This window comes from Pseudomonas sp. CH235, assembly GCF_004368175.1.
Classification (GTDB): domain Bacteria; phylum Pseudomonadota; class Gammaproteobacteria; order Pseudomonadales; family Pseudomonadaceae; genus Aquipseudomonas; species Aquipseudomonas paraglycinae.
In genome coordinates this window covers 234,465-252,694 of sequence record NZ_RRZJ01000004.1, presented here as the reverse complement: position 1 = coordinate 252,694, position 18,230 = coordinate 234,465, and the positions used below count along the sequence as shown (strand labels likewise).

Below are 18,230 nucleotides of genomic sequence, written 5' to 3'. Positions count from 1 at the left end.
GGGAGGAGGCGCACATGCCGCAACAGGGTTTCAGTCTGGTCGAACTGCTTATGGGACTGGCGATCGGCGCAATTGTTCTGTCGCTGGTCAGTCCGGCGCTGGCGGACTTCACCGAATCAAACCGGCGGCAGCAGGCCGCGCAGTCTTTGCTCGACGGGATTCGTAATGCCCGGACCATGGCCATCACGCGCAATCAGAGCGTGGTGATTCATGGCATCAACGGTGATTGGGGTCAGGGCTGGCGGATCATTCTGGATATCAGCGGAAAGGGTCCGGTAGATGCCGGTAATCCATTGCTGATCGAGCAGGCGAGTGACGGACGGATACCGATTGTCGGCAACTGGCTGGTGAGCCGCTACATACGCTTCAGCAGCCTGGGCCAGCCACTGGTGCCGGATCGGAAGTTTCAGGCGGGGACGTTACATCTATGCTCGGCTCGCGAGCCGGTCAGCCGGCTCCAGGTGGTGCTGGCAGCAACCGGTCGCGTACGCCTGACCAGCCAAAAGACTGAACAGGCGTTATGCCGAAAGGATAAAGCGATCAGATCGAGCGAACGCGCAGCTCTTTAGGCATCGAGAACGTGATGTTCTCCTCACGCCCGGCCAGTTCGTCGGCGCCGGTGGCGCCCCAGGCCTGCAACTGCTGAATCACGCCACGCACCAGTACTTCCGGAGCGGAGGCGCCGGCGGTGATGCCGATACGCTCGACACCGTCGAACCAGCTTTTTTGCAGGTCTTCGGCGCCATCAATCAGGTAGGCCGGCGTGGCCATGCGCTCGGCCAGTTCACGCAGGCGGTTGGAGTTGGAGCTGTTCGGGCTGCCGACCACCAACACCACGTCGCATTCGTCGGCCAATTGCTTGACCGCGTCCTGACGGTTTTGTGTGGCGTAGCAGATATCGTCCTTGCGCGGCCCGCCAATAGCCGGGAAACGCGTACGCAGCGCATCGATGACACGGCTGGTGTCATCCATGGACAACGTGGTCTGGGTGACGAAGGCGAGTTTTTCAGGGTTGTGCACCTGCAACTCGGCGACATCCTTCTCGTCTTCGACGAGGTAGATCGCGCCGCCATTGCTGGCGTCGTACTGGCCCATGGTGCCTTCGACTTCCGGGTGACCGGCGTGGCCGATCAGGATGCACTCGCGACCGTCGCGGCTGTATTTCGCGACTTCGATATGCACCTTGGTCACCAGCGGGCAGGTGGCGTCGAACACTTTCAGGCCACGGCCGGCGGCTTCGGTGCGCACGGCTTGCGAAACGCCGTGGGCACTGAAGATCACGATCACGTCGTCCGGTACCTGATCGAGCTCTTCGACGAAGATCGCGCCACGACTGCGCAGGTCTTCGACCACGAACTTGTTGTGCACCACTTCATGACGCACATAGATCGGCGGCCCGAAAACCTCCAGGGCGCGGTTGACGATTTCGATCGCCCGGTCCACGCCGGCGCAGAAGCCACGGGGGTTGGCGAGTTTGATTTGCATGCGGTGCCTCGTGTCTTGCGCGCGAAAGATTGGATCATTACAGGAGCCGGTCAGCCGGCTCCTGAAGAACAGCAATTACAGCGCTTTGACGGAGAAGATTTCCACGTCAAAGGTCAGCGTCTTGCCGGCCAGCGGGTGGTTGAAGTCGACGGTCACTTGCGCGTCGTCGAACTCTTTCACCACACCCGGCAGCTCAGTATTGGCCGCATCGTTGAAGATCACCAGCAGACCCGGCGACAGTTCCATGTCCGCGAACTGCGAACGCGGAATGATCTGTACGTTTTGCGGGTTTGGCTGGCCGAATGCGTTTTCCGGTTCAATGGTCAGGGTACGCTTGTCGCCGGCCTTGAAGCCGAACAACGCCGCCTCGAAGCCCGGCAGCAGGTTGCCGTCGCCGACCTTGAAGGTCGCCGGGGCTTTGTCGAAGGTGCTGTCGACTGTGTCGCCGTTCTCCAGGCGCAATGCAAAGTGCAAGGTGACTTCCGTGTTCTGGCCGATGCGTTGCTCAGCCAATACCTGTTCAGTCATGAACGGTTTCTCCGGATTTCTTGGTTTTGAACATGTCCAGTGCCAGCATCACCGCGCCAACGGTGATGGCGCTGTCGGCGAAGTTGAACGCCGGGAAGTACCAGCGGTTCTGCCAGTGCACCAGAATGAAGTCGATCACATGGCCCAGGGCAATGCGGTCATAAAGGTTGCCCAGTGCGCCGCCCAGAACCAGCGCCAGCGCAATGGCCAGCCAGGTTTCGTTGCGGCCCAGGCGCTTGAGCCAGACCACCAGCACCGCACTGACCGCAATCGCGATCAGGGCGAACAGCCAGCGCTGCCAGCCAGAACTGTCCGCGAGGAAGCTGAAGGCAGCGCCGGTGTTGTAGGCCAGTGTCCAGCTGAAATAATCAGGGATGATCACGATCTGCTGGAACATCTCGAGCTTGCCTTCGAAGTAGAACTTGCTGGCCTGGTCAATGACCAGAACCAGCAAGCTCAACCAGAGCCAGCTCAGCCGTCCGAAACGGCCAACGGCATTAGGCATAGTGACGAACCTCGCCGGCGCCATCGATGTTGTCCACGCAACGGCCGCAGATTTCCGGATGCTCCGGGTTCACACCGACGTCTTCGCGGCAGTGCCAGCAACGGGCGCATTTCGGGAAGGCGGACTTGACGATCTTCAGCTTCAGGCCGCTGACTTCGGTGGCCACGGCGTCGGCCGGAGCCTGCACGAACGGCGCAACAGTGGCAGTCGAAGTGATCAGGACAAAGCGCAGCTCGTTGCTCAGCTTGGCCAGGTCGGCGGTCAGCGCGTCTTCGGCGAACAGCGTCACTTCGGCTTGCAGGTTGCCACCGACGGCCTTGGCCGCGCGCTGGATTTCCATCTCTTTGTTGACCGCCACCTTCACTTCCATGATGCGATCCCAGTACTCGCGACCCAGCTCGAAGCCTTCCGGCAACTCGGTCAGGCCTTCGTACCAGGTGTTGAGCATCACCGATTCGTTGCGCTCGCCCGGCAGGTATTGCCACAGCTCGTCGGCGGTGAACGCCAGGATCGGCGCGATCCAGCGCACCAGCGCTTCGGAGATGTGGAACAGCGCGGTCTGGCACGAACGACGGGCCTTGCTGTCGGCGCCGGTGGTGTACTGGCGATCCTTGATGATGTCCAGGTAGAAACCACCCAGCTCCTGCACGCAGAAGTTGTGGATCTTCGAGTAGACGTTCCAGAAACGGTATTCGCCGTAGTGCTCTTGCAACTCGCGTTGCAGCAGCAGGGTGCGATCCACCGCCCAGCGATCCAGCGCCAGCATGTCTTCGGCCGGCAGCAGGTCGGTGGCCGGGTTGAAACCGGTCAGGTTGGAAAGCAGGAAGCGTGCGGTGTTACGGATACGACGGTAGGCATCCGCACTGCGTTGCAGGATCTGCTCGGACACGGCCATCTCGCCCGAGTAGTCGGTCGACGCGACCCACAGACGCATGATGTCGGCGCCCAGGGTGTCGTTGACTTTCTGCGGCGCGATCACGTTGCCCAGGGACTTGGACATCTTGCGGCCGGACTCGTCCACGGTGAAACCGTGGGTCAGCAGCTCGCGGTACGGCGCGTGGTTGTCGATGGCGCAACCGGTCAGCAAGGACGAGTGGAACCAGCCACGGTGCTGGTCCGAACCTTCCAGGTACAGGTCGGCACGCGGGCCGGTCTCGTGGCCCATCGGGTGCGAACCGCGCAGGACGTGCCAGTGCGTGGTGCCCGAGTCGAACCAGACGTCGAGGGTGTCGCTGATCTTGTCGTACTGCGGCGCTTCATCGCCCAGCAGTTCGGCCGCGTCGAGTTTGAACCAGGCTTCGATGCCTTCGACTTCAACGCGCTTGGCGACTTCTTCCATCAGCTCGACGGTGCGTGGGTGCAGCTCGCCGCTTTGCTTGTTCAGGAAGAACGGGATCGGCACGCCCCAGTTGCGCTGACGGGAGATGCACCAGTCCGGACGGTTGGCGATCATCGAGTGCAGGCGCGCCTGGCCCCAGGCCGGGACGAACTTGGTGTCTTCGATGGCTTTGAGCGAGCGCACGCGCAGGGTGTCGCCGGATACCGGCTCCTTGTCCATGCCGATGAACCACTGCGCGGTGGCGCGGTAGATCAGCGGGGTCTTGTGGCGCCAGCAGTGCATGTAGCTGTGTTCGATGACAGTGGTGTGCAGCAGCGCACCGACTTCGGTGAGTTTTTCAACGATGGCCGGGTTGGCTTTCCAGATGAACTGGCCGCCGAAGAATTCCAGCGACGGCACGTAAACGCCGTTGCTTTGTACCGGGTTGAGGATGTCGTCGTTGACCATGCCGTATTTCTTGCAGGTCACGAAGTCGTCCACGCCGTAGGCCGGGGCGGAGTGAACCACGCCGGTGCCGGCGCCCAGTTCCACGTAGTCGGCCAGGTACACCGGCGACAGACGGTCATAGAACGGGTGACGGAAATTGATCAGTTCCAGCGCCGAACCCGGTGCGGTGGCCAATACGGTGCCTTCGACGCCGTAACGGGTCAGGCAGGATTCGACCAGTTCTTCAGCCAGCACCAGCAGCTTGTCGCCGATGTCGACCAAAGCGTAGGTGAATTCCGGGTGAACGTTGAGCGCCTGGTTCGCCGGGATGGTCCACGGGGTGGTGGTCCAGATCACGATCGAGGCCGGTTTGCCCAGGGACGGCAGACCGAATGCGGCGGCCAGTTTGGCCTCGTCAGCGATCGGGAACGCTACGTCGATGGTCGAGGACTTCTTGTTCTCGTACTCGACTTCCGCTTCGGCCAGGGCCGAACCGCAATCGAAGCACCAGTTCACAGGTTTCAAGCCCTTGAACACGAAACCGCCCTTGACAATTTCGGCGAGGGCGCGGATTTCACCGGCCTCGTTCTTGAAGTTCATGGTCTTGTACGGATTGGCGAAGTCGCCCAGCACGCCGAGACGGATGAATTCGGACTTCTGCCCTTCGATCTGCTCGGTGGCGTAGGCACGGCACAGTTCGCGGGTCTTGTCCGCGCCCAGGTTCTTGCCGTGGGTCACTTCAACCTTGTGCTCGATCGGCAGGCCGTGGCAATCCCAGCCCGGGACATACGGCGCGTCGAAGCCCGACAGGGTCTTCGAGCGGATGATCATGTCCTTGAGAATCTTGTTCAGTGCGTGACCGATGTGGATCGTACCGTTGGCGTACGGAGGGCCGTCGTGCAGGACGAACTTTGGACGATCCTTGCCAATCTCGCGCAACTTTCCGTACAGGCCAATACTGTCCCAGCGCTGCAGGATCTGCGGTTCGCGCTGTGGCAGGCCGGCCTTCATTGGGAAGGCGGTGTCCGGAAGGTTTAGCGTGGCTTTATAGTCGGTCATTTAAGGCTCTTCATTAGCGATGGGCGCTAGGTGCGGCTAGTGCACGGGCGGCGGCGACATCCGCGCTGATCGCCGTTTTCAATGCCTCCAGGGAGGCGAAACGCTGCTCTTCACGCAGCTTCTGGTGGAAAACCACCGTCAAACGCCGGTCATACAGATCGCCGGCAAAATCTAAAAGATGGACTTCAAGGTGGGCCTTGCCATCACCTTGGACCGTGGGCCGAACGCCGATATTGGCGACGCCGGGCCAGGTCTTGCCGTCGATGTCGACGTCGACCAGGTAAACCCCGGTGAACGGCACGCGACGGCGTTTCAGTTGAATATTCGCCGTGGGCGTACCCAGTTGACGGGCCAGTTTCTGGCCATGCAGCACGCGACCGGCAATCCGGTATCGGCGACCGAGCAAACGTTCGGCGAGCGCGAAATCGGCGGCGGCCAACGCGTTGCGCACCTGGGTGCTGCTGACACGAATGCCGTCCAGCTCGACGGTTTGCGCGGCTTCCACGGTAAAACCGTGAACCTGCCCGGCCTGCAACAGGAAATCAAAATCACCGAGACGGTCGCAACCGAAGCGGAAATCGTCACCGACCTCCAGATGCTGCACGCCGAGGCCATCGACCAGGATGGTATCGACGAACTCGCTGGCGCTGAGTTTGCTCAGGCGCTGGTTGAAGGCCAGGCACAAGACCCGGTCGACGCCTTCGGCGGCCAGCAGTTGCAGCTTGTCGCGCAACCGGGCCAGACGCGCCGGCGCGGTCTCCGGGGCAAAGAATTCCCGTGGCTGCGGCTCGAAAATCACCACGCAGCTGGGTACGCCCAACTCGAGCGCACGCTCACGCAGTCGGGCCAGAATAGCCTGGTGACCACGGTGAACACCGTCAAAGTTGCCAATAGTGGCGACGCAGCCCCGATGCTGGGGGCGCAGATTGTGGAGGCCTCGAACCAGCTGCATAACGCGCTTCTTGCTCATAAAGTGGCCGATTATAACCACACCCGACGGCCGACGACAGGCAACACCGTAACCCAAAGTGATCGAGCCGACAAAACTGCCGGCTCGCGCCCGTCTTTCAAGGGTGAAACCTCAGTTCAACGCCTTGCGATTGAAGTCGCGCAGGCGGAAACCAAGCAGCAGCAACATACCGAAATAAGCGACCACGCCGGCAACCACCAACGCGCCCAGGCGCAGGAAGCGCTCCAACATGTGGCCCTGATCCCAAGCGGGCATGAAATGCATGCCGATCAACAGCACCGCCGACATCACCGCCACCGCAACCACAAGCTTGAAACCGAACTTCAACCAGCCCGGCTGCGGTTGATACATCTGCTGTTTGCGCAATTGATAGAACAGCAGCCCGGCATTCAGGCAGGCACCGGCGCTGATCGCCAACGCCAGACCGGCATGGGCCAGCGGACCGATCAGCACCAGGTTGAACAGTTGAGTAACCACCAGGGTGAAGATTGCGATTTTTACCGGCGTACGGATGTTTTGTTGCGCATAAAAGCCCGGCGCCAGCACTTTGATCACGATAATCCCGAGCAGACCGACAGAATAGGCAATCAGCGCCCGCTGCGTCATTTCCGCGTCAAAACCGCTGAACTGGCCGTACTGGAACAGCGAAACCGTCAACGGCTCGGCCAGAATCCCCAGCGCCAGCGCACACGGCAGCACCAGCACGAAGCACAGGCGCAGGCCCCAGTCGAGAATCCGCGAATATTCGTGGCGATCCTTGCTGGCGTAGGTCTTGGCCAAGGTCGGCAGCAGAATCGTGCCCAACGCCACACCCAGCACACCGGACGGCAGTTCCATCAAACGGTCGGCGTAATACATCCACGACACCGAACCCGCCACCAGGAACGAGGCGAAAATGGTGTTGATGATCAGGGAAATCTGGCTGACCGAGACGCCGATGATCGCCGGCAGCATCTGTTTCATCACCCGCCAGACGCCGGTATCACGCAGATTCAGGCGCGGCAGCACCAGCATGCCGATCTTTTTCAGGTGCGGCAGTTGATAGAGCAACTGCGCCAGACCACCAACCAGCACTGCCCAGCCGAGGGCCATGACCGGTGGATCGAAGTACGGCGTCAGGAACAGCGAAAACACGATCATGCTGACGTTGAGCAGGGTCGGCACGAATGCCGGCACCGAGAAACGGTTCCAGGTATTGAGGATCGCACCCGCCAGTGAAGACAGGGAGATCAGCAATATATAGGGGAAGGTCACTCGCAGCAGGTCGGAGGTCAGCTGGAATTTTTCCGGCGTATCGGTGAAACCCGGCGCCGTGGCCCAGATCACCCAGGGCGCGGCGATCATGCCGAGCGCGGTGACCAGCGCCAGCACTAGCGTCAGCAGGCCGGAAACGTAAGCAATAAAGGTGCGAGTTGCCTCTTCGCCCTTCTGGTTTTTATATTCGGCCAGGATCGGCACAAAAGCCTGGGAAAACGCCCCCTCGGCAAAAATCCTGCGCAGCAGATTGGGCAGTTTGAAGGCGATGAAGAAGGCGTCGGTCGCCATTCCGGCGCCGAAGGTACGGGCGATGAGCGTGTCGCGAACAAACCCGAGAATCCGGGAAAGCATCGTGATAGAGCTGACGGCGGCCAACGATTTGAGCAGATTCATTGAAGGAATGTGTGCCTGTCGATAAACAGCAGGCGAATAACGCGCCCACTTGTGCGATACTCCGCGCCGCAACAGCACAGAGCCAAAGCTCGCGAGTTTACAGGTCAAGCGCCGGAAATAAATATCCCGCCTCTTTATACCTACCACTTAGCGGAACGTCTCAAGCGCCCTTGACAAGACATCTCTTCATCGGCATGATTCGCGGCCTATTTTGTTTGCTATTTCCTAAAAAGTCTTTCGAGGAGCTCGACGGTGGCCAACTCACCTTCCGCCAAAAAACGTGCAAAACAGGCTGAGAAGCGTCGCAGCCACAACGCCAGCCTGCGTTCCATGGTTCGTACCTACATCAAGAATGTAGTTAAAGCCATCGACGCAAAAGACGCTGAAAAAGCTCAAGCTGCATACGTTCTGGCTGTGCCAGTTATCGACCGCATGGCCGATAAAGGCATCATCCACAAGAACAAGGCTGCTCGTCATAAGAGCCGCCTGAATGGCCACGTCAAGGCACTGAAAGAAGCTGCCTAATCGACGTAGTCATTAAAAAACCGACCTCAGGGTCGGTTTTTTATTGCCTGCGATTTGCTCTGATTTCAGCAAATCACAGGCAAAAAAAGAGGAGCCAACCGGCTCCTTTTTTTTACGTGCGATTAATGAGTCGACGCCCACGGCAAAATCGGGATCGCCGTCACCGCATTCTGCGGGCTACCCTCGATCAGACGATCGCTGTAGACCAGATACACCAGCGTATTGCGCTTCTTGTCGAGGAATCGCACCACTTGCATGGTCTTGAACACCAGCGAAGTGCGCTCCTTGAACACCTCTTCGCCATCCTTCAACTCACCCTTGAAGTTGATCGGCCCGACCTGACGACAAGCAATGGACGCCTCGGCACGATCCTCTGCCAGACCCAACCCACCCTTCACACCACCCGTCTTGGCGCGCGACAGGTAGCAAGTCACACCTTCAACCTTCGGATCATCGAATGCCTCGACCACGATCCGGTCGTTGGGCCCGACAAATTTGAACACCGTCGACACCTGACCGATTTCCTCGGCCGAGGCCAGCAATGGCAGCGCCACCAACAAGCCCAACAATCCTTTTGCCATGCGCATCGCGTTTTCCTTACACCAGAATCAGGTTGTCACGGTGAACCAGTTCCGGCTCAGCCATGTAACCCAGTAAACCGACAATCGCATCAGACGACTGACCGATGATTTTTTGCGCTTCCAGCGCGCTGTAGTTGGCCAGGCCACGGGCGATCTCACGACCGTCCGGTGCCACGCAAACCACCATTTCGCCGCGACGAAAACTGCCCTGAACCAGTTTGACACCAACCGGCAGCAAGCTTTTGTTACCCTGGGACAACGCGGAAACCGCACCATCATCCAACACCAGCGTGCCACGGGTTTGCAGATGTCCGGCCAGCCACTGCTTGCGCGCCGCGAGCATGCCGCGCTCAGGCGACAGTAACGTACCAATGCGCTCACCCGCCTTCAGACGATCAAGCACGCGCTCCAGACGCCCACCAACAATGATGGTATGCGCCCCGGAACGTGCCGCCAGCCGCGCCGCGCGCAGCTTGGTCTGCATGCCGCCACGACCCAATGCACCACCAGTACCGCCCGCCACCGCATCCAGCGTCGGATCATCGGCGCGCGCTTCGTAAATCAGTTGGGCGTCAGGGTTATTGCGCGGATCGGCGTCGAACATGCCGTCGCGATCCGTCAGGATCACCAGCAGATCGGCCTCGACCAGGTTGGCCACCAGCGCCGCGAGCGTATCGTTGTCGCCGAAACGGATTTCGTCGGTGACCACGGTGTCATTTTCATTGATCACCGGGATGACTTTCAGCTCGACCAGCGCGCGCAAGGTGCTGCGGGCATTCAGGTAGCGCTTGCGGTCGGACAGGTCGTCATGGGTCAGCAGAATCTGCGCAGTGTGCCGACCGTGCTCGGCAAAGCTCGATTCCCAGGCCTGCACCAAGCCCATCTGGCCGATTGCGGCAGCGGCCTGGAGCTCGTGCATCGCGCTGGGTCGAGCGGTCCAGCCCAAGCGACTCATGCCCGCCGCCACTGCCCCGGAGGACACCAGCACCAGCTCGACGCCGGCCTCGTGCAAAGCCACCATCTGCTCGACCCAGACACCCATTGCCGCGCGATCCAGCCCTTTGCCATCCGCCGTCAGCAAAGCGCTGCCGATCTTCACGACCCAACGCTGCGCACCTGTCACCTTGCTCCGCATCATCTTCAACCTTAGCTTGAGGGCAACGCGACCCAGCGCTGCCCGTGACGTTATTCGTGGTTATTCGTGACCAACCGATTTCCAGATACTAAAACGCCGCTCGATTGAGCGGCGCTTAAGTTTACTGCAACGAATCAGTCACGCACGTAAATGATTTCCGGACCGTCTTCGTCATCCACATCTTCTTCGTCCCAGTCATCGTCGCCGATGTCGTGGACCGACTTCACGCCGCTGCGACGCAGGGCACGCTTGTCGTCCAGCGCTTGCAACTGAGCACGGGCTTCGTCTTCGATGCGCTGATCGAGATCGGCCAGTTCTTCCTTGTAGGCCGGGTCATTGGCCAGGCGATCGGCACGATCCTCCAGGTAGCGCATGATGTCGCGCGTCAGGCGCTCGGTACCTTCTTTGGCGATGGCCGAGATCACATAGACCGGACCTTCCCACTGCAGACGCTCGACCACTTCCTTGACCCGCTCCTCGTGCTCTTCTTCGAGGATCTGGTCGCACTTGTTCAGCACCAGCCAGCGATCACGCTCGGCCAGCGACGGGCTGAACTTGATCAGCTCGTTGACGATCACTTCAGCGGCGTCCGGCGCACTGCCGTCGTCCAGCGGCGCCATGTCCACGAGGTGCAGCAACAGACGGGTACGCGCCAGGTGCTTGAGGAAACGAATGCCCAGGCCGGCACCGTCGGAAGCGCCTTCGATCAGACCCGGAATGTCAGCAATGACGAAGCTTTTCCAGCGGTCGACGCTGACCACACCCAGGTTCGGCACCAGCGTGGTGAACGGGTAATCGGCGACTTTCGGCTTGGCAGCCGATACCGAACGGATAAAGGTACTTTTACCGGCGTTCGGCAGGCCCAGCAGGCCAACGTCGGCCAGAACCTTCATTTCCAGTTTCAGGTCGCGCTGCTCGCCCGGCTTGCCCGGCGTGGTCTGGCGCGGCGCACGGTTGGTACTGGATTTGAAACGGGTGTTGCCCAGACCGTGCCAGCCGCCCTGCACCACCATCAGTTTCTGACCGGCCTTGGTCAGGTCGCCGATGACTTCCTGGGTGGCGGAGTCGATCACGGTGGTGCCGACCGGCACGCGCAGGATCAGGTCTTCACCCTTCTTGCCGGTGCAGTCGGTGCTGCCGCCGTTGGAGCCACGCTCGGCATCGAAGTGCCGGGTGTAACGGTAGTCCACCAGGGTGTTGAGGTTTTCGTCGGCCATCATGTAGATGGAACCGCCGTCACCGCCATCACCACCGTTCGGACCGCCGTTTTCAATGAATTTTTCCCGACGGAAACTCATGCAGCCATTGCCGCCGTCGCCAGCCTTTACGCGGATCGATACTTCATCAACAAACTTCATAACCAACGCCTCTCGCCGTACGGACGAGCCGAAAAACAATCAAGACATAAGACTCTTGCAAAAATGAGCGCAGCGACCCCAATCCACGACCTGCATCGCACGCCGGCAGCCCATACAAACAGCTTTGCAAGAGACTCACCCCACAAACGAAAAAGCCCCGTCGCAAGACAGGGCTTCTCCAGCACTCTCGCAGTTAGGCTGCGACAACGCTCACGTAACGACGACCGAAGGCGCCTTTTACTTCAAACTTGATCACGCCTTCGATTTTCGCGAAGAGGGTGTGATCCTTACCCATGCCAACGCCGTAGCCAGCGTGGAATTGGGTGCCGCGCTGACGCACGATGATGTTGCCGGCCTTGATGACCTGGCCGCCATACATCTTCACGCCAAGGCGTTTGGCTTCTGAGTCGCGACCGTTACGGGTACTACCACCAGCTTTTTTGTGTGCCATGAGTTCAATTCTCCTAGTGAGGAATTAGGCTGTAATTAAGCCTGAATACCGGTGATTTTGATCTCGGTGAACCACTGGCGGTGGCCCATACGCTTCATGTGGTGCTTACGGCGACGGAACTTGATGATGCGGACTTTATCGTGACGACCTTGGGAGATCACTTCAGCCTTGACGGTTGCGCCAGCAACAACAGGTGCGCCGATGTTCACGTCGTCGCCGTTGGCGACCAACAGAACGCGGTCAAAAGTCACGGATTCGCCAGTGGCGACTTCCAGTTTTTCGATCTTCAGGTATTCACCTTCAGCGACCTTGTATTGCTTACCGCCGGTAACGATTACTGCGTACATGGTATTTCTCCGATAATCCTGCTCACCCAGCTCTTTATAAGAAGAGGTATTGGCTGGCATGGCTGCATGGGGCTGGAACGGCCCAAGTGCAATTGCGTAAGGCAGGTGCTGCCCAGGAAGTTCAGGGTGCGCGATTGTACGCAAGCCTTCGAAGTCATGCAAGGGGCCGTCCATCGCGCCTTGACAGGCCCGGACGTGGGTCCTAGCATGCCGCGCAACCCTTCTGGAGCACCTGTCGCTGATGCAACCCCAAGCTTTCTACCGCGCGGTGGCGGACGATTTTAGCGCCGTCGACGGCATCATCAAGAAGCAGCTGACTTCCCGAGTGCCGCTGGTATCGAAAATCGGCGATTACATCACGTCGGCCGGCGGCAAACGCCTGCGTCCTTTACTGGTGCTGCTGTGTGGCAAGGCCCTGGGTCGCGAAGGCGACGACATGCGCCTGCTGGCCGCCACCATCGAATTCCTGCACACCGCCACCCTGCTGCATGACGACGTGGTCGACATGTCCGGCATGCGCCGTGGCCGTTCCACCGCCAACGCCATGTGGGGCAACGCCCCGAGCGTACTGGTGGGCGACTTTCTGTACTCGCGCTCGTTCGAGATGATGGTCGAACTGGGCTCGATGCCGGTGATGAAGATCCTGTCCCAGGCCACGCGCATCATCGCCGAAGGCGAAGTGCTGCAGCTGTCCAAGGTTCGCGACGCCAGCACCACCGAAGAAACCTACATGGAAGTGATCCGCGGCAAGACCGCGATGCTGTTCGAGGCTTCGACCCACAGCGCCGCTGCGCTGGCCGGTGCCACCGCCGAGCAGAGCGAAGCCCTGCGCACCTTCGGTGACCACCTGGGCGTGGCGTTCCAACTGGTCGACGACCTGCTCGACTACAAAGGCGACGCCGAAACCCTGGGCAAGAACGTCGGTGACGATCTGGCCGAAGGCAAGCCGACCCTGCCGCTGATCTATACCATGCGCGAAGGCACGCCAGAACAAGCCGCACTGGTACGCCAGGCGATCCAGAAAGGCGGGATCGAAGACCTGGAAAGCATCCGCATTGCCGTGGAAGCGTCCGGTTCGCTGGAATACACCGCGCAACTGGCCCGTGACTACGTGGCCCGTGCGATCAAATGCCTCGACGCACTGCCAGCCAGCGAATACCGCGATGCACTGGTTGAGCTGAGCGAATTCGCGGTCGCCCGCACGCACTGATCAACGCCGCATCATAAAAAACCGCAGCCTCCGTTGGAGCCTGCGGTTTTTTGTTGCCTGCCATCAGCGGCTAAAACCCTATACAATGTGCGACTTTTAGCGATCCCCTCTCCAAGGAGCCTTAGTGAGCACGTTGCCACCCTGCCCGAAATGCAATTCCGAATACACCTATGAAGACGGCACCCAACTGGTGTGCCCGGAGTGCGCCCACGAGTGGTCTGCCGGCGGTGAAGCCGAAGTGGCATCCGACGATGCCGTGAAAAAAGATTCGGTCGGTAACGTCCTGCAGGACGGCGACACCATCACCGTGATCAAGGACCTGAAGGTCAAGGGCACCTCGCTGGTGGTCAAGGTCGGCACCAAGGTCAAGAACATCCGCCTGTGCGATGGCGACCACGACATCGACTGCAAGATCGACGGCATCGGCCCGATGAAACTCAAATCCGAATTCGTCAGAAAAGTCTGATTCTGCTGTCTTCCATCCCGCGCCCGCCGTGGGATGGAGCTTCGCCCTCCCCCGCAATCCCCATCAAATCCTCGCGATAGCCAAACGCCAGCCGTTTTGACCTTACGCAATCTTTACCCGCAAAAAATCACAAACCGCCAATAGGCGCTTGCTATTTGACGAATAAGAATTATTCTCATTGAAACCCTTTCAATGGAGATGAGACCCATGACTTATTTGATCGACGCCTGGCTGGATCGCCCGCACCCGTACCTCAGGATCCTGCATCGGGAAACCGGTGAAGTCTGCGCCGTACTGGAAGAAGAAGCCCTGCACGAGTTGCAGGATCAAGGGGATCTGGACGTCAGCGGCCTGAGTTCCAGCGAGCCCTTGGTGCTCAAGGAGCTGGTGCGCAATCTGTTCCTGTTCTGCTATGCCCGGGCCTTGCGCCCGACCAGTGAACTGCACAACAAGATCGAAGTATGAGATCGGCGGAGAAACCCTGCACAAGCCACGCTTGTGCAGGGTAACGGGATTACAGAACGTCGAGCAGCTCGACGTCGAACACCAGAACGCTGTGCGGCGGGATGCTGCCAACGCCTTGAGCGCCGTAAGCCAGTTCGCTCGGCACGTACAGACGCCATTTGCTGCCGGCATTCATCAGTTGCAGGGCTTCGGTCCAGCCAGCGATAACGCCGCCCACCGGGAATTCAGCCGGCTGGCCACGCTCGTAGGAGCTGTCGAACACAGTGCCGTCGATCAGCGTGCCGTGGTAGTGAGTACGCACGGTGTCTTCACGGGATGGCTTGGCGCCTTCACCTTGAGTCAGCACTTCGAACTGCAGGCCGGAAGCCAGCGTGGTGATGCCTTCTTTCTTGGCGTTTTCAGCCAGGAATGCCAAGCCTTCGCCAGCGGCCGCTTCAGCCTTGGCAGCGGCTTCGGCTTGCATGATCTCGCGGATCACCTTGAAGCTGGCGGACATGGCTTCCTGGCTTACACGGCTTTCCTTACCGGCGAAGGCGTCGGTCAGGCCGGCCAGGATGGCGTCCAGGCTGACACCCGGTGGCGGGTTGTCGCGCAGCTGGTCACCCAGCTGACGGCCGATGCCGTAGCTGACGCGGGTTTCGTCGGTGGACAGATTTACTTCGGACATGACACTGCTCCGCTGTGCGGACGGCCTCAGGACATGCCGTGCGTACACAGCGCGTCCCGGCGCGCCCGGAACCAAAAGGGCGAGCAGACTAGCACAGATGTTCCGGCATTGATCAGGCCCCGGGGGCCTACAGCGCGGATCGCCAGGCCAGCGGCACCTTCAGGCTTTCTTCGCCACTGGCACCAAGACCGCACATTTCATCGTGCACCGAGGTGTGCACCAGGTTGAACGGCAGTACCGGCAAGTTATGCAGCACATCCCGGGCATGTTCAACCGAACGCAGCGTCAGCATTTTCCCCTGCGGATCGCTCAGCGGATACGCCGCACCATGCATCCGGGCCTCCAGCAGATAGATCCCGCCTTCCATGGAGATCAGGTTCAGTTCGTCGACCTTTCTGGCGACGGCAAACGCATTCAACTCTTGCAGGTTCATAAACGCACCTCACGCGGTGGCGAGCCTTGAGACCTACAGGGATAGGCCTTGGCCGATCAAAGCACAAGCCACAAACGACACCGCCCGTCTGTTTCGCAACAGACGGGCGGTTTTGTTACAGCAATCGTCAGCTCATCAGTGCTTGGTGAGCTTGTCCAGATAACCCATGGCAAACGCCGAGATCACGAAGGTCATGTGGATGATCACGTACCACATCAGGTGCTCGGGATCGACGTTCTTGGCATCCATGAAGATCCGCAGCAGGTGGATCGAGGAGATCGCCACGATCGACGCCGCCACTTTCATCTTCAGCGACGAGGAGTCCATGGTGCCCAGCCAGCTGAGCTTCTCTTTGCCTTCATCGATGTTCAGCTCGGACACGAAGTTTTCGTAGCCGGAAATCATCACCATCACCAGCAAGCCGCCAACCAGCGCCATGTCGATCAGCGACAGCAACACCAGAATCAGCTCGGACTCGGCCATGGAGAAGACGTTGGGAATGACATGAAACACTTCCTGGAAGAATTTCAATGCCAGCGCCAGCAGCCCGAGGGACAGCCCGATGTAGATCGGCGCCAGCAGCCAGCGCGTGGCGTACATTGCATTTTCGATAAAGCGTTCCATTGACTCTCACACAAGAAGGGTTGAAATCGGCGGCGAGTATACCAGCCGCCCATGACAGCCAGAAACCGCCCGGAAATCCGCCACCTGCGTGTGTGTGTCAAAGTTTTTCTGCTAGTGTCCAAACCATTGACAGCCCAGCGACAGTGCACAGGAAGACTGGAAATGGATGTGCGATTGCCGATATCGACTGCCGGAATTTGTTTCGCCCTGTTGCTTGGCGGTTGTTCGCCCGGCGATGAAAAACCCGCCGTCAGTCTCGAAGAAAAGACTGCGCAGTTCGAGCAGTCGCTGGACGCCATCACCGACCCCAAACTCAAGGACGCCGTAACCGAACTCGGCGGCTCGCTGTTGTTGCTCGAACGCGCGCAACAGAAGCTCGACAACAAACCGCCCCGCACCGAATACGGCGAAGACGCCCTCGGCGTACTCCGGCATTACCCGACACCCCAGGCGCTGGTCGACACGTTCATCAATGGCCTGTTCGTGCTGCACAAGGATTCCAGCTCCGATTACCTCACCGATCTGCAACCGGTGTTCCCCTTCGTGCTCAACATCCCCGGCGGCTTTCTGTTCCCCCATGGCGTGGAGTGGCACTCGGTCACCCTGAGCAACAAACGGGTGATCGCCTATCAGCCGGAATGGTCGGAAACCGATCCGGGCATTCAGTTGAGTCCGTCCAGCTCCAACGTCACCAACCCCGATGACCTGACCGTCACCTACCCGTTCATCGAAGGGCTGAATGTCGACAAGAAGAACCTGCCGCGTCCGGTCAGCCTGCAAGGCCAGGTGGAAGTCATCGCCCCGAAACGCCTGCACAGTTTCAATCTGGATAAAAAGGACGTCGGCCAGACCCGCTCCGACGGCAATCTCAGCGTAACCCTGCTGAAACTGGACACGCACTACGCCGAACTCGAGTTCAGCAACCAGCTGCCGCTCGCCCCGGAAGTCGCCAACATCCGACTCAATCCGTTGATCGTCCAGGCCCGCGACTCGACGGGCCAGTATCTGGTGCGTGCCGGCGCCATCAACGAAAATCCCGAGCAGGTGGCGTTCTATCAAAAACAGCTGGCGTACCTGCAACAGCAAAAAGCCTGGAGCGAGACGCTCGAAAAGAAGCTGGACGATGAACAACAGGCCTTTGAACAGCAGCATCCGCGCCACTACAACAAGGTGTACTTCAACGGCCCGATCGACAGCCTCGAAGTCAGCCTGCTGGATTTTTCCGAAGCGACCGTCACCCGCAAAGCTCTGGATCTGCCCGTGCGCGAATTCGATCCGCACACCACGGAAAAAACCGTTCAGCCGCTCGACCTGCCGATCACTGTCTACGACGATCAGGCGCCCGAATGGCTCAAAGGCGCGTCCCTGACTGAAGAACAGCTGAAAAGCGGCGTTCATATCCGCCAGTCGGTTGAAGAGCCGAGCGCCGCGCGCATCGAATTCGACCACCGCAAAACCTTCAACGATGAAATGCTCGGCGACGACTTCAGCCCCGGCGAAAGCCCGGTGACGTTCTTCACGGAAAAGCACAACGGCAAACTCGACGAGCCGATCGAACTGCCGCCCGAGGCGTATCAGGTCGATCCACTACAGGCGACCATCACCTACGACCTGAACCTGTTCCCGGAAACCCCGGCGATTGCCGTCGGCTCGATGCCCTTGTTCCTGGCCACGGTGGACAAACAGGTTTATGAAGCCAAGGCCCTGCCCAAGGGTCTGGAAATCAGGAACAACGCGTTGGTGGTGGATTTGAAGCGATACCCGGCCAACGAATGGCGATTCTTCGTCAAGGACGACAGCGGTCATTACCTGAAGCAGATTCTGTCGGTCAGCCACGACGCGAGCGCCGAAGGGCCGGCGTTATTCGGCGTGCATTATTTCTACGGCCGTCCGACGCGCGTGGAAACCTACCAGCGAACCGACCTCGCCACCGTGCAATACGGCTTTGAGGTCAAACTCGACAAAGCGCAGACCCAGGGCGCTGCACCCTGATCGACACTGATGAT

At 59.7% G+C, this 18,230-nt stretch carries 20 protein-coding genes; 6 read left to right on the top strand and 14 right to left on the bottom strand.

Annotated features, from left to right (window positions below):
* Window positions 1-14: 14 nt before the first annotated feature.
* Window positions 15-569 carry a GspH/FimT family pseudopilin gene (locus EIY71_RS06760; RefSeq protein WP_085747716.1) on the top strand — a complete coding sequence of 185 codons (555 nt, stop codon included), beginning with the start codon at window positions 15-17 and terminating at the stop codon, window positions 567-569.
* On the opposite strand, the gene ispH is transcribed toward EIY71_RS06760, so the two are convergent.
* The 6 genes from ispH to murJ form a co-directional block, all read right to left on the bottom strand.
* Entirely contained in the window at window positions 541-1,485 is a 945-nt protein-coding gene (gene ispH, locus EIY71_RS06755) for a 4-hydroxy-3-methylbut-2-enyl diphosphate reductase (protein WP_038361699.1), read from the bottom strand. The two genes, EIY71_RS06760 and ispH, sit on opposite strands and share 29 nt — an antisense overlap.
* A 75-nt stretch (window positions 1,486-1,560) precedes the next feature.
* On the bottom strand, window positions 1,561-1,998 hold the full coding sequence (fkpB, locus tag EIY71_RS06750; RefSeq protein ID WP_173892710.1) for an FKBP-type peptidyl-prolyl cis-trans isomerase: 438 nt from the start codon (window positions 1,996-1,998) through the stop codon (window positions 1,561-1,563).
* A gap of 7 nt (window positions 1,999-2,005) precedes the next feature.
* On the bottom strand, window positions 2,006-2,518 hold the full coding sequence (lspA, locus tag EIY71_RS06745; protein WP_074691487.1) for a signal peptidase II: 513 nt from the start codon (window positions 2,516-2,518) through the stop codon (window positions 2,006-2,008).
* Window positions 2,511-5,342 (bottom strand): isoleucine--tRNA ligase, encoded by a 2,832-nt coding sequence (ileS, locus tag EIY71_RS06740; protein ID WP_134021054.1) that lies wholly within the window; start codon window positions 5,340-5,342, stop codon window positions 2,511-2,513. Before ileS ends, lspA begins: the two co-directional genes overlap by 8 nt.
* Window positions 5,343-5,355: 13 nt before the next feature.
* On the bottom strand, window positions 5,356-6,294 hold the full coding sequence (gene ribF, locus EIY71_RS06735; RefSeq protein WP_085747713.1) for a bifunctional riboflavin kinase/FAD synthetase: 939 nt from the start codon (window positions 6,292-6,294) through the stop codon (window positions 5,356-5,358).
* 129 nt (window positions 6,295-6,423) lie between these two features.
* The gene (gene murJ, locus EIY71_RS06730) at window positions 6,424-7,962 is read right to left on the bottom strand and encodes a murein biosynthesis integral membrane protein MurJ (RefSeq protein WP_102686319.1); all 1,539 of its coding nucleotides are present in this window, start codon (window positions 7,960-7,962) and stop codon (window positions 6,424-6,426) included.
* 252 nt (window positions 7,963-8,214) lie between these two features.
* Between murJ and rpsT the strand changes: the two genes are divergently transcribed.
* Window positions 8,215-8,487 (top strand): 30S ribosomal protein S20, encoded by a 273-nt coding sequence (rpsT, locus tag EIY71_RS06720; protein ID WP_003228351.1) that lies wholly within the window; start codon window positions 8,215-8,217, stop codon window positions 8,485-8,487.
* A gap of 122 nt (window positions 8,488-8,609) precedes the next feature.
* On the opposite strand, the gene EIY71_RS06715 is transcribed toward rpsT, so the two are convergent.
* The 5 genes from EIY71_RS06715 to rplU all read right to left on the bottom strand — a co-directional run bounded on the left by EIY71_RS06715 (window position 8,610) and on the right by rplU (window position 12,359).
* Window positions 8,610-9,074, bottom strand: a complete 465-nt coding sequence (locus EIY71_RS06715; RefSeq protein WP_134021051.1) for a CreA family protein — start codon at window positions 9,072-9,074, stop codon at window positions 8,610-8,612.
* Between the two features lie 10 nt (window positions 9,075-9,084).
* Entirely contained in the window at window positions 9,085-10,203 is a 1,119-nt protein-coding gene (gene proB / locus EIY71_RS06710) for a glutamate 5-kinase (RefSeq protein WP_045121906.1), read from the bottom strand.
* Window positions 10,204-10,337: 134 nt separating this feature from the next.
* Entirely contained in the window at window positions 10,338-11,561 is a 1,224-nt protein-coding gene (gene cgtA / locus EIY71_RS06705; protein WP_134021048.1) for an Obg family GTPase CgtA, read from the bottom strand.
* 193 nt (window positions 11,562-11,754) lie between these two features.
* The gene (gene rpmA / locus EIY71_RS06700) at window positions 11,755-12,012 is read right to left on the bottom strand and encodes a 50S ribosomal protein L27 (RefSeq protein ID WP_003228360.1); all 258 of its coding nucleotides are present in this window, start codon (window positions 12,010-12,012) and stop codon (window positions 11,755-11,757) included.
* A 35-nt stretch (window positions 12,013-12,047) separates the two neighbouring features.
* Window positions 12,048-12,359, bottom strand: coding sequence for a 50S ribosomal protein L21 (rplU, locus tag EIY71_RS06695; protein WP_003228361.1), 312 nt, complete (start codon window positions 12,357-12,359; stop codon window positions 12,048-12,050).
* Window positions 12,360-12,600: 241 nt separating this feature from the next.
* On the opposite strand from rplU, the gene EIY71_RS06690 reads away from it, so the two are divergent.
* The 3 genes from EIY71_RS06690 to EIY71_RS06680 all read left to right on the top strand — a co-directional run bounded on the left by EIY71_RS06690 (window position 12,601) and on the right by EIY71_RS06680 (window position 14,500).
* On the top strand, window positions 12,601-13,569 hold the full coding sequence (locus tag EIY71_RS06690; protein WP_007950962.1) for a polyprenyl synthetase family protein: 969 nt from the start codon (window positions 12,601-12,603) through the stop codon (window positions 13,567-13,569).
* Window positions 13,570-13,693: 124 nt separating this feature from the next.
* Entirely contained in the window at window positions 13,694-14,035 is a 342-nt protein-coding gene (locus EIY71_RS06685; protein WP_007950963.1) for a zinc ribbon domain-containing protein YjdM, read from the top strand.
* 207 nt (window positions 14,036-14,242) lie between these two features.
* A complete protein-coding gene (locus EIY71_RS06680; RefSeq protein ID WP_007950964.1) occupies window positions 14,243-14,500 on the top strand; it encodes a hypothetical protein in 258 nt (85 codons plus the stop codon).
* Window positions 14,501-14,549: 49 nt separating this feature from the next.
* On the opposite strand, the gene EIY71_RS06675 is transcribed toward EIY71_RS06680, so the two are convergent.
* From EIY71_RS06675 to EIY71_RS06665, 3 genes are all read right to left on the bottom strand, one after another.
* Entirely contained in the window at window positions 14,550-15,167 is a 618-nt protein-coding gene (locus EIY71_RS06675) for an FKBP-type peptidyl-prolyl cis-trans isomerase (protein WP_007950965.1), read from the bottom strand.
* Between the two features lie 127 nt (window positions 15,168-15,294).
* A complete protein-coding gene (locus tag EIY71_RS06670; RefSeq protein ID WP_074691490.1) occupies window positions 15,295-15,600 on the bottom strand; it encodes a DUF6482 family protein in 306 nt (101 codons plus the stop codon).
* Between the two features lie 135 nt (window positions 15,601-15,735).
* On the bottom strand, window positions 15,736-16,224 hold the full coding sequence (locus EIY71_RS06665) for a TIGR00645 family protein (RefSeq protein ID WP_007950967.1): 489 nt from the start codon (window positions 16,222-16,224) through the stop codon (window positions 15,736-15,738).
* Window positions 16,225-16,386: 162 nt separating this feature from the next.
* Here EIY71_RS06665 and EIY71_RS06660 point away from each other — a divergent pair, with 162 nt between their 5' ends.
* On the top strand, window positions 16,387-18,216 hold the full coding sequence (locus tag EIY71_RS06660) for a hypothetical protein (RefSeq protein WP_102686321.1): 1,830 nt from the start codon (window positions 16,387-16,389) through the stop codon (window positions 18,214-18,216).
* Window positions 18,217-18,230: the final 14 nt, after the last annotated feature.

Coding starts and splice junctions, on each gene's coding strand:
- ileS (WP_134021054.1), bottom strand. CDS start 5,342: ATGACCGACTATAAAGCCACGCTAAACCTTCCGGACACCGCCTTCCCA.
- murJ (WP_102686319.1), bottom strand. CDS start 7,962: ATGAATCTGCTCAAATCGTTGGCCGCCGTCAGCTCTATCACGATGCTT.
- rplU (WP_003228361.1), bottom strand. CDS start 12,359: ATGTACGCAGTAATCGTTACCGGCGGTAAGCAATACAAGGTCGCTGAA.
- EIY71_RS06675 (WP_007950965.1), bottom strand. CDS start 15,167: ATGTCCGAAGTAAATCTGTCCACCGACGAAACCCGCGTCAGCTACGGC.
- EIY71_RS06660 (WP_102686321.1), top strand. CDS start 16,387: ATGGATGTGCGATTGCCGATATCGACTGCCGGAATTTGTTTCGCCCTG.
- EIY71_RS06680 (WP_007950964.1), top strand. CDS start 14,243: ATGACTTATTTGATCGACGCCTGGCTGGATCGCCCGCACCCGTACCTC.
- EIY71_RS06690 (WP_007950962.1), top strand. CDS start 12,601: ATGCAACCCCAAGCTTTCTACCGCGCGGTGGCGGACGATTTTAGCGCC.
- EIY71_RS06760 (WP_085747716.1), top strand. CDS start 15: ATGCCGCAACAGGGTTTCAGTCTGGTCGAACTGCTTATGGGACTGGCG.
- EIY71_RS06715 (WP_134021051.1), bottom strand. CDS start 9,074: ATGCGCATGGCAAAAGGATTGTTGGGCTTGTTGGTGGCGCTGCCATTG.
- EIY71_RS06670 (WP_074691490.1), bottom strand. CDS start 15,600: ATGAACCTGCAAGAGTTGAATGCGTTTGCCGTCGCCAGAAAGGTCGAC.
- ispH (WP_038361699.1), bottom strand. CDS start 1,485: ATGCAAATCAAACTCGCCAACCCCCGTGGCTTCTGCGCCGGCGTGGAC.
- proB (WP_045121906.1), bottom strand. CDS start 10,203: ATGCGGAGCAAGGTGACAGGTGCGCAGCGTTGGGTCGTGAAGATCGGC.
- ribF (WP_085747713.1), bottom strand. CDS start 6,294: ATGCAGCTGGTTCGAGGCCTCCACAATCTGCGCCCCCAGCATCGGGGC.
- cgtA (WP_134021048.1), bottom strand. CDS start 11,561: ATGAAGTTTGTTGATGAAGTATCGATCCGCGTAAAGGCTGGCGACGGC.
- lspA (WP_074691487.1), bottom strand. CDS start 2,518: ATGCCTAATGCCGTTGGCCGTTTCGGACGGCTGAGCTGGCTCTGGTTG.
- rpmA (WP_003228360.1), bottom strand. CDS start 12,012: ATGGCACACAAAAAAGCTGGTGGTAGTACCCGTAACGGTCGCGACTCA.
- EIY71_RS06665 (WP_007950967.1), bottom strand. CDS start 16,224: ATGGAACGCTTTATCGAAAATGCAATGTACGCCACGCGCTGGCTGCTG.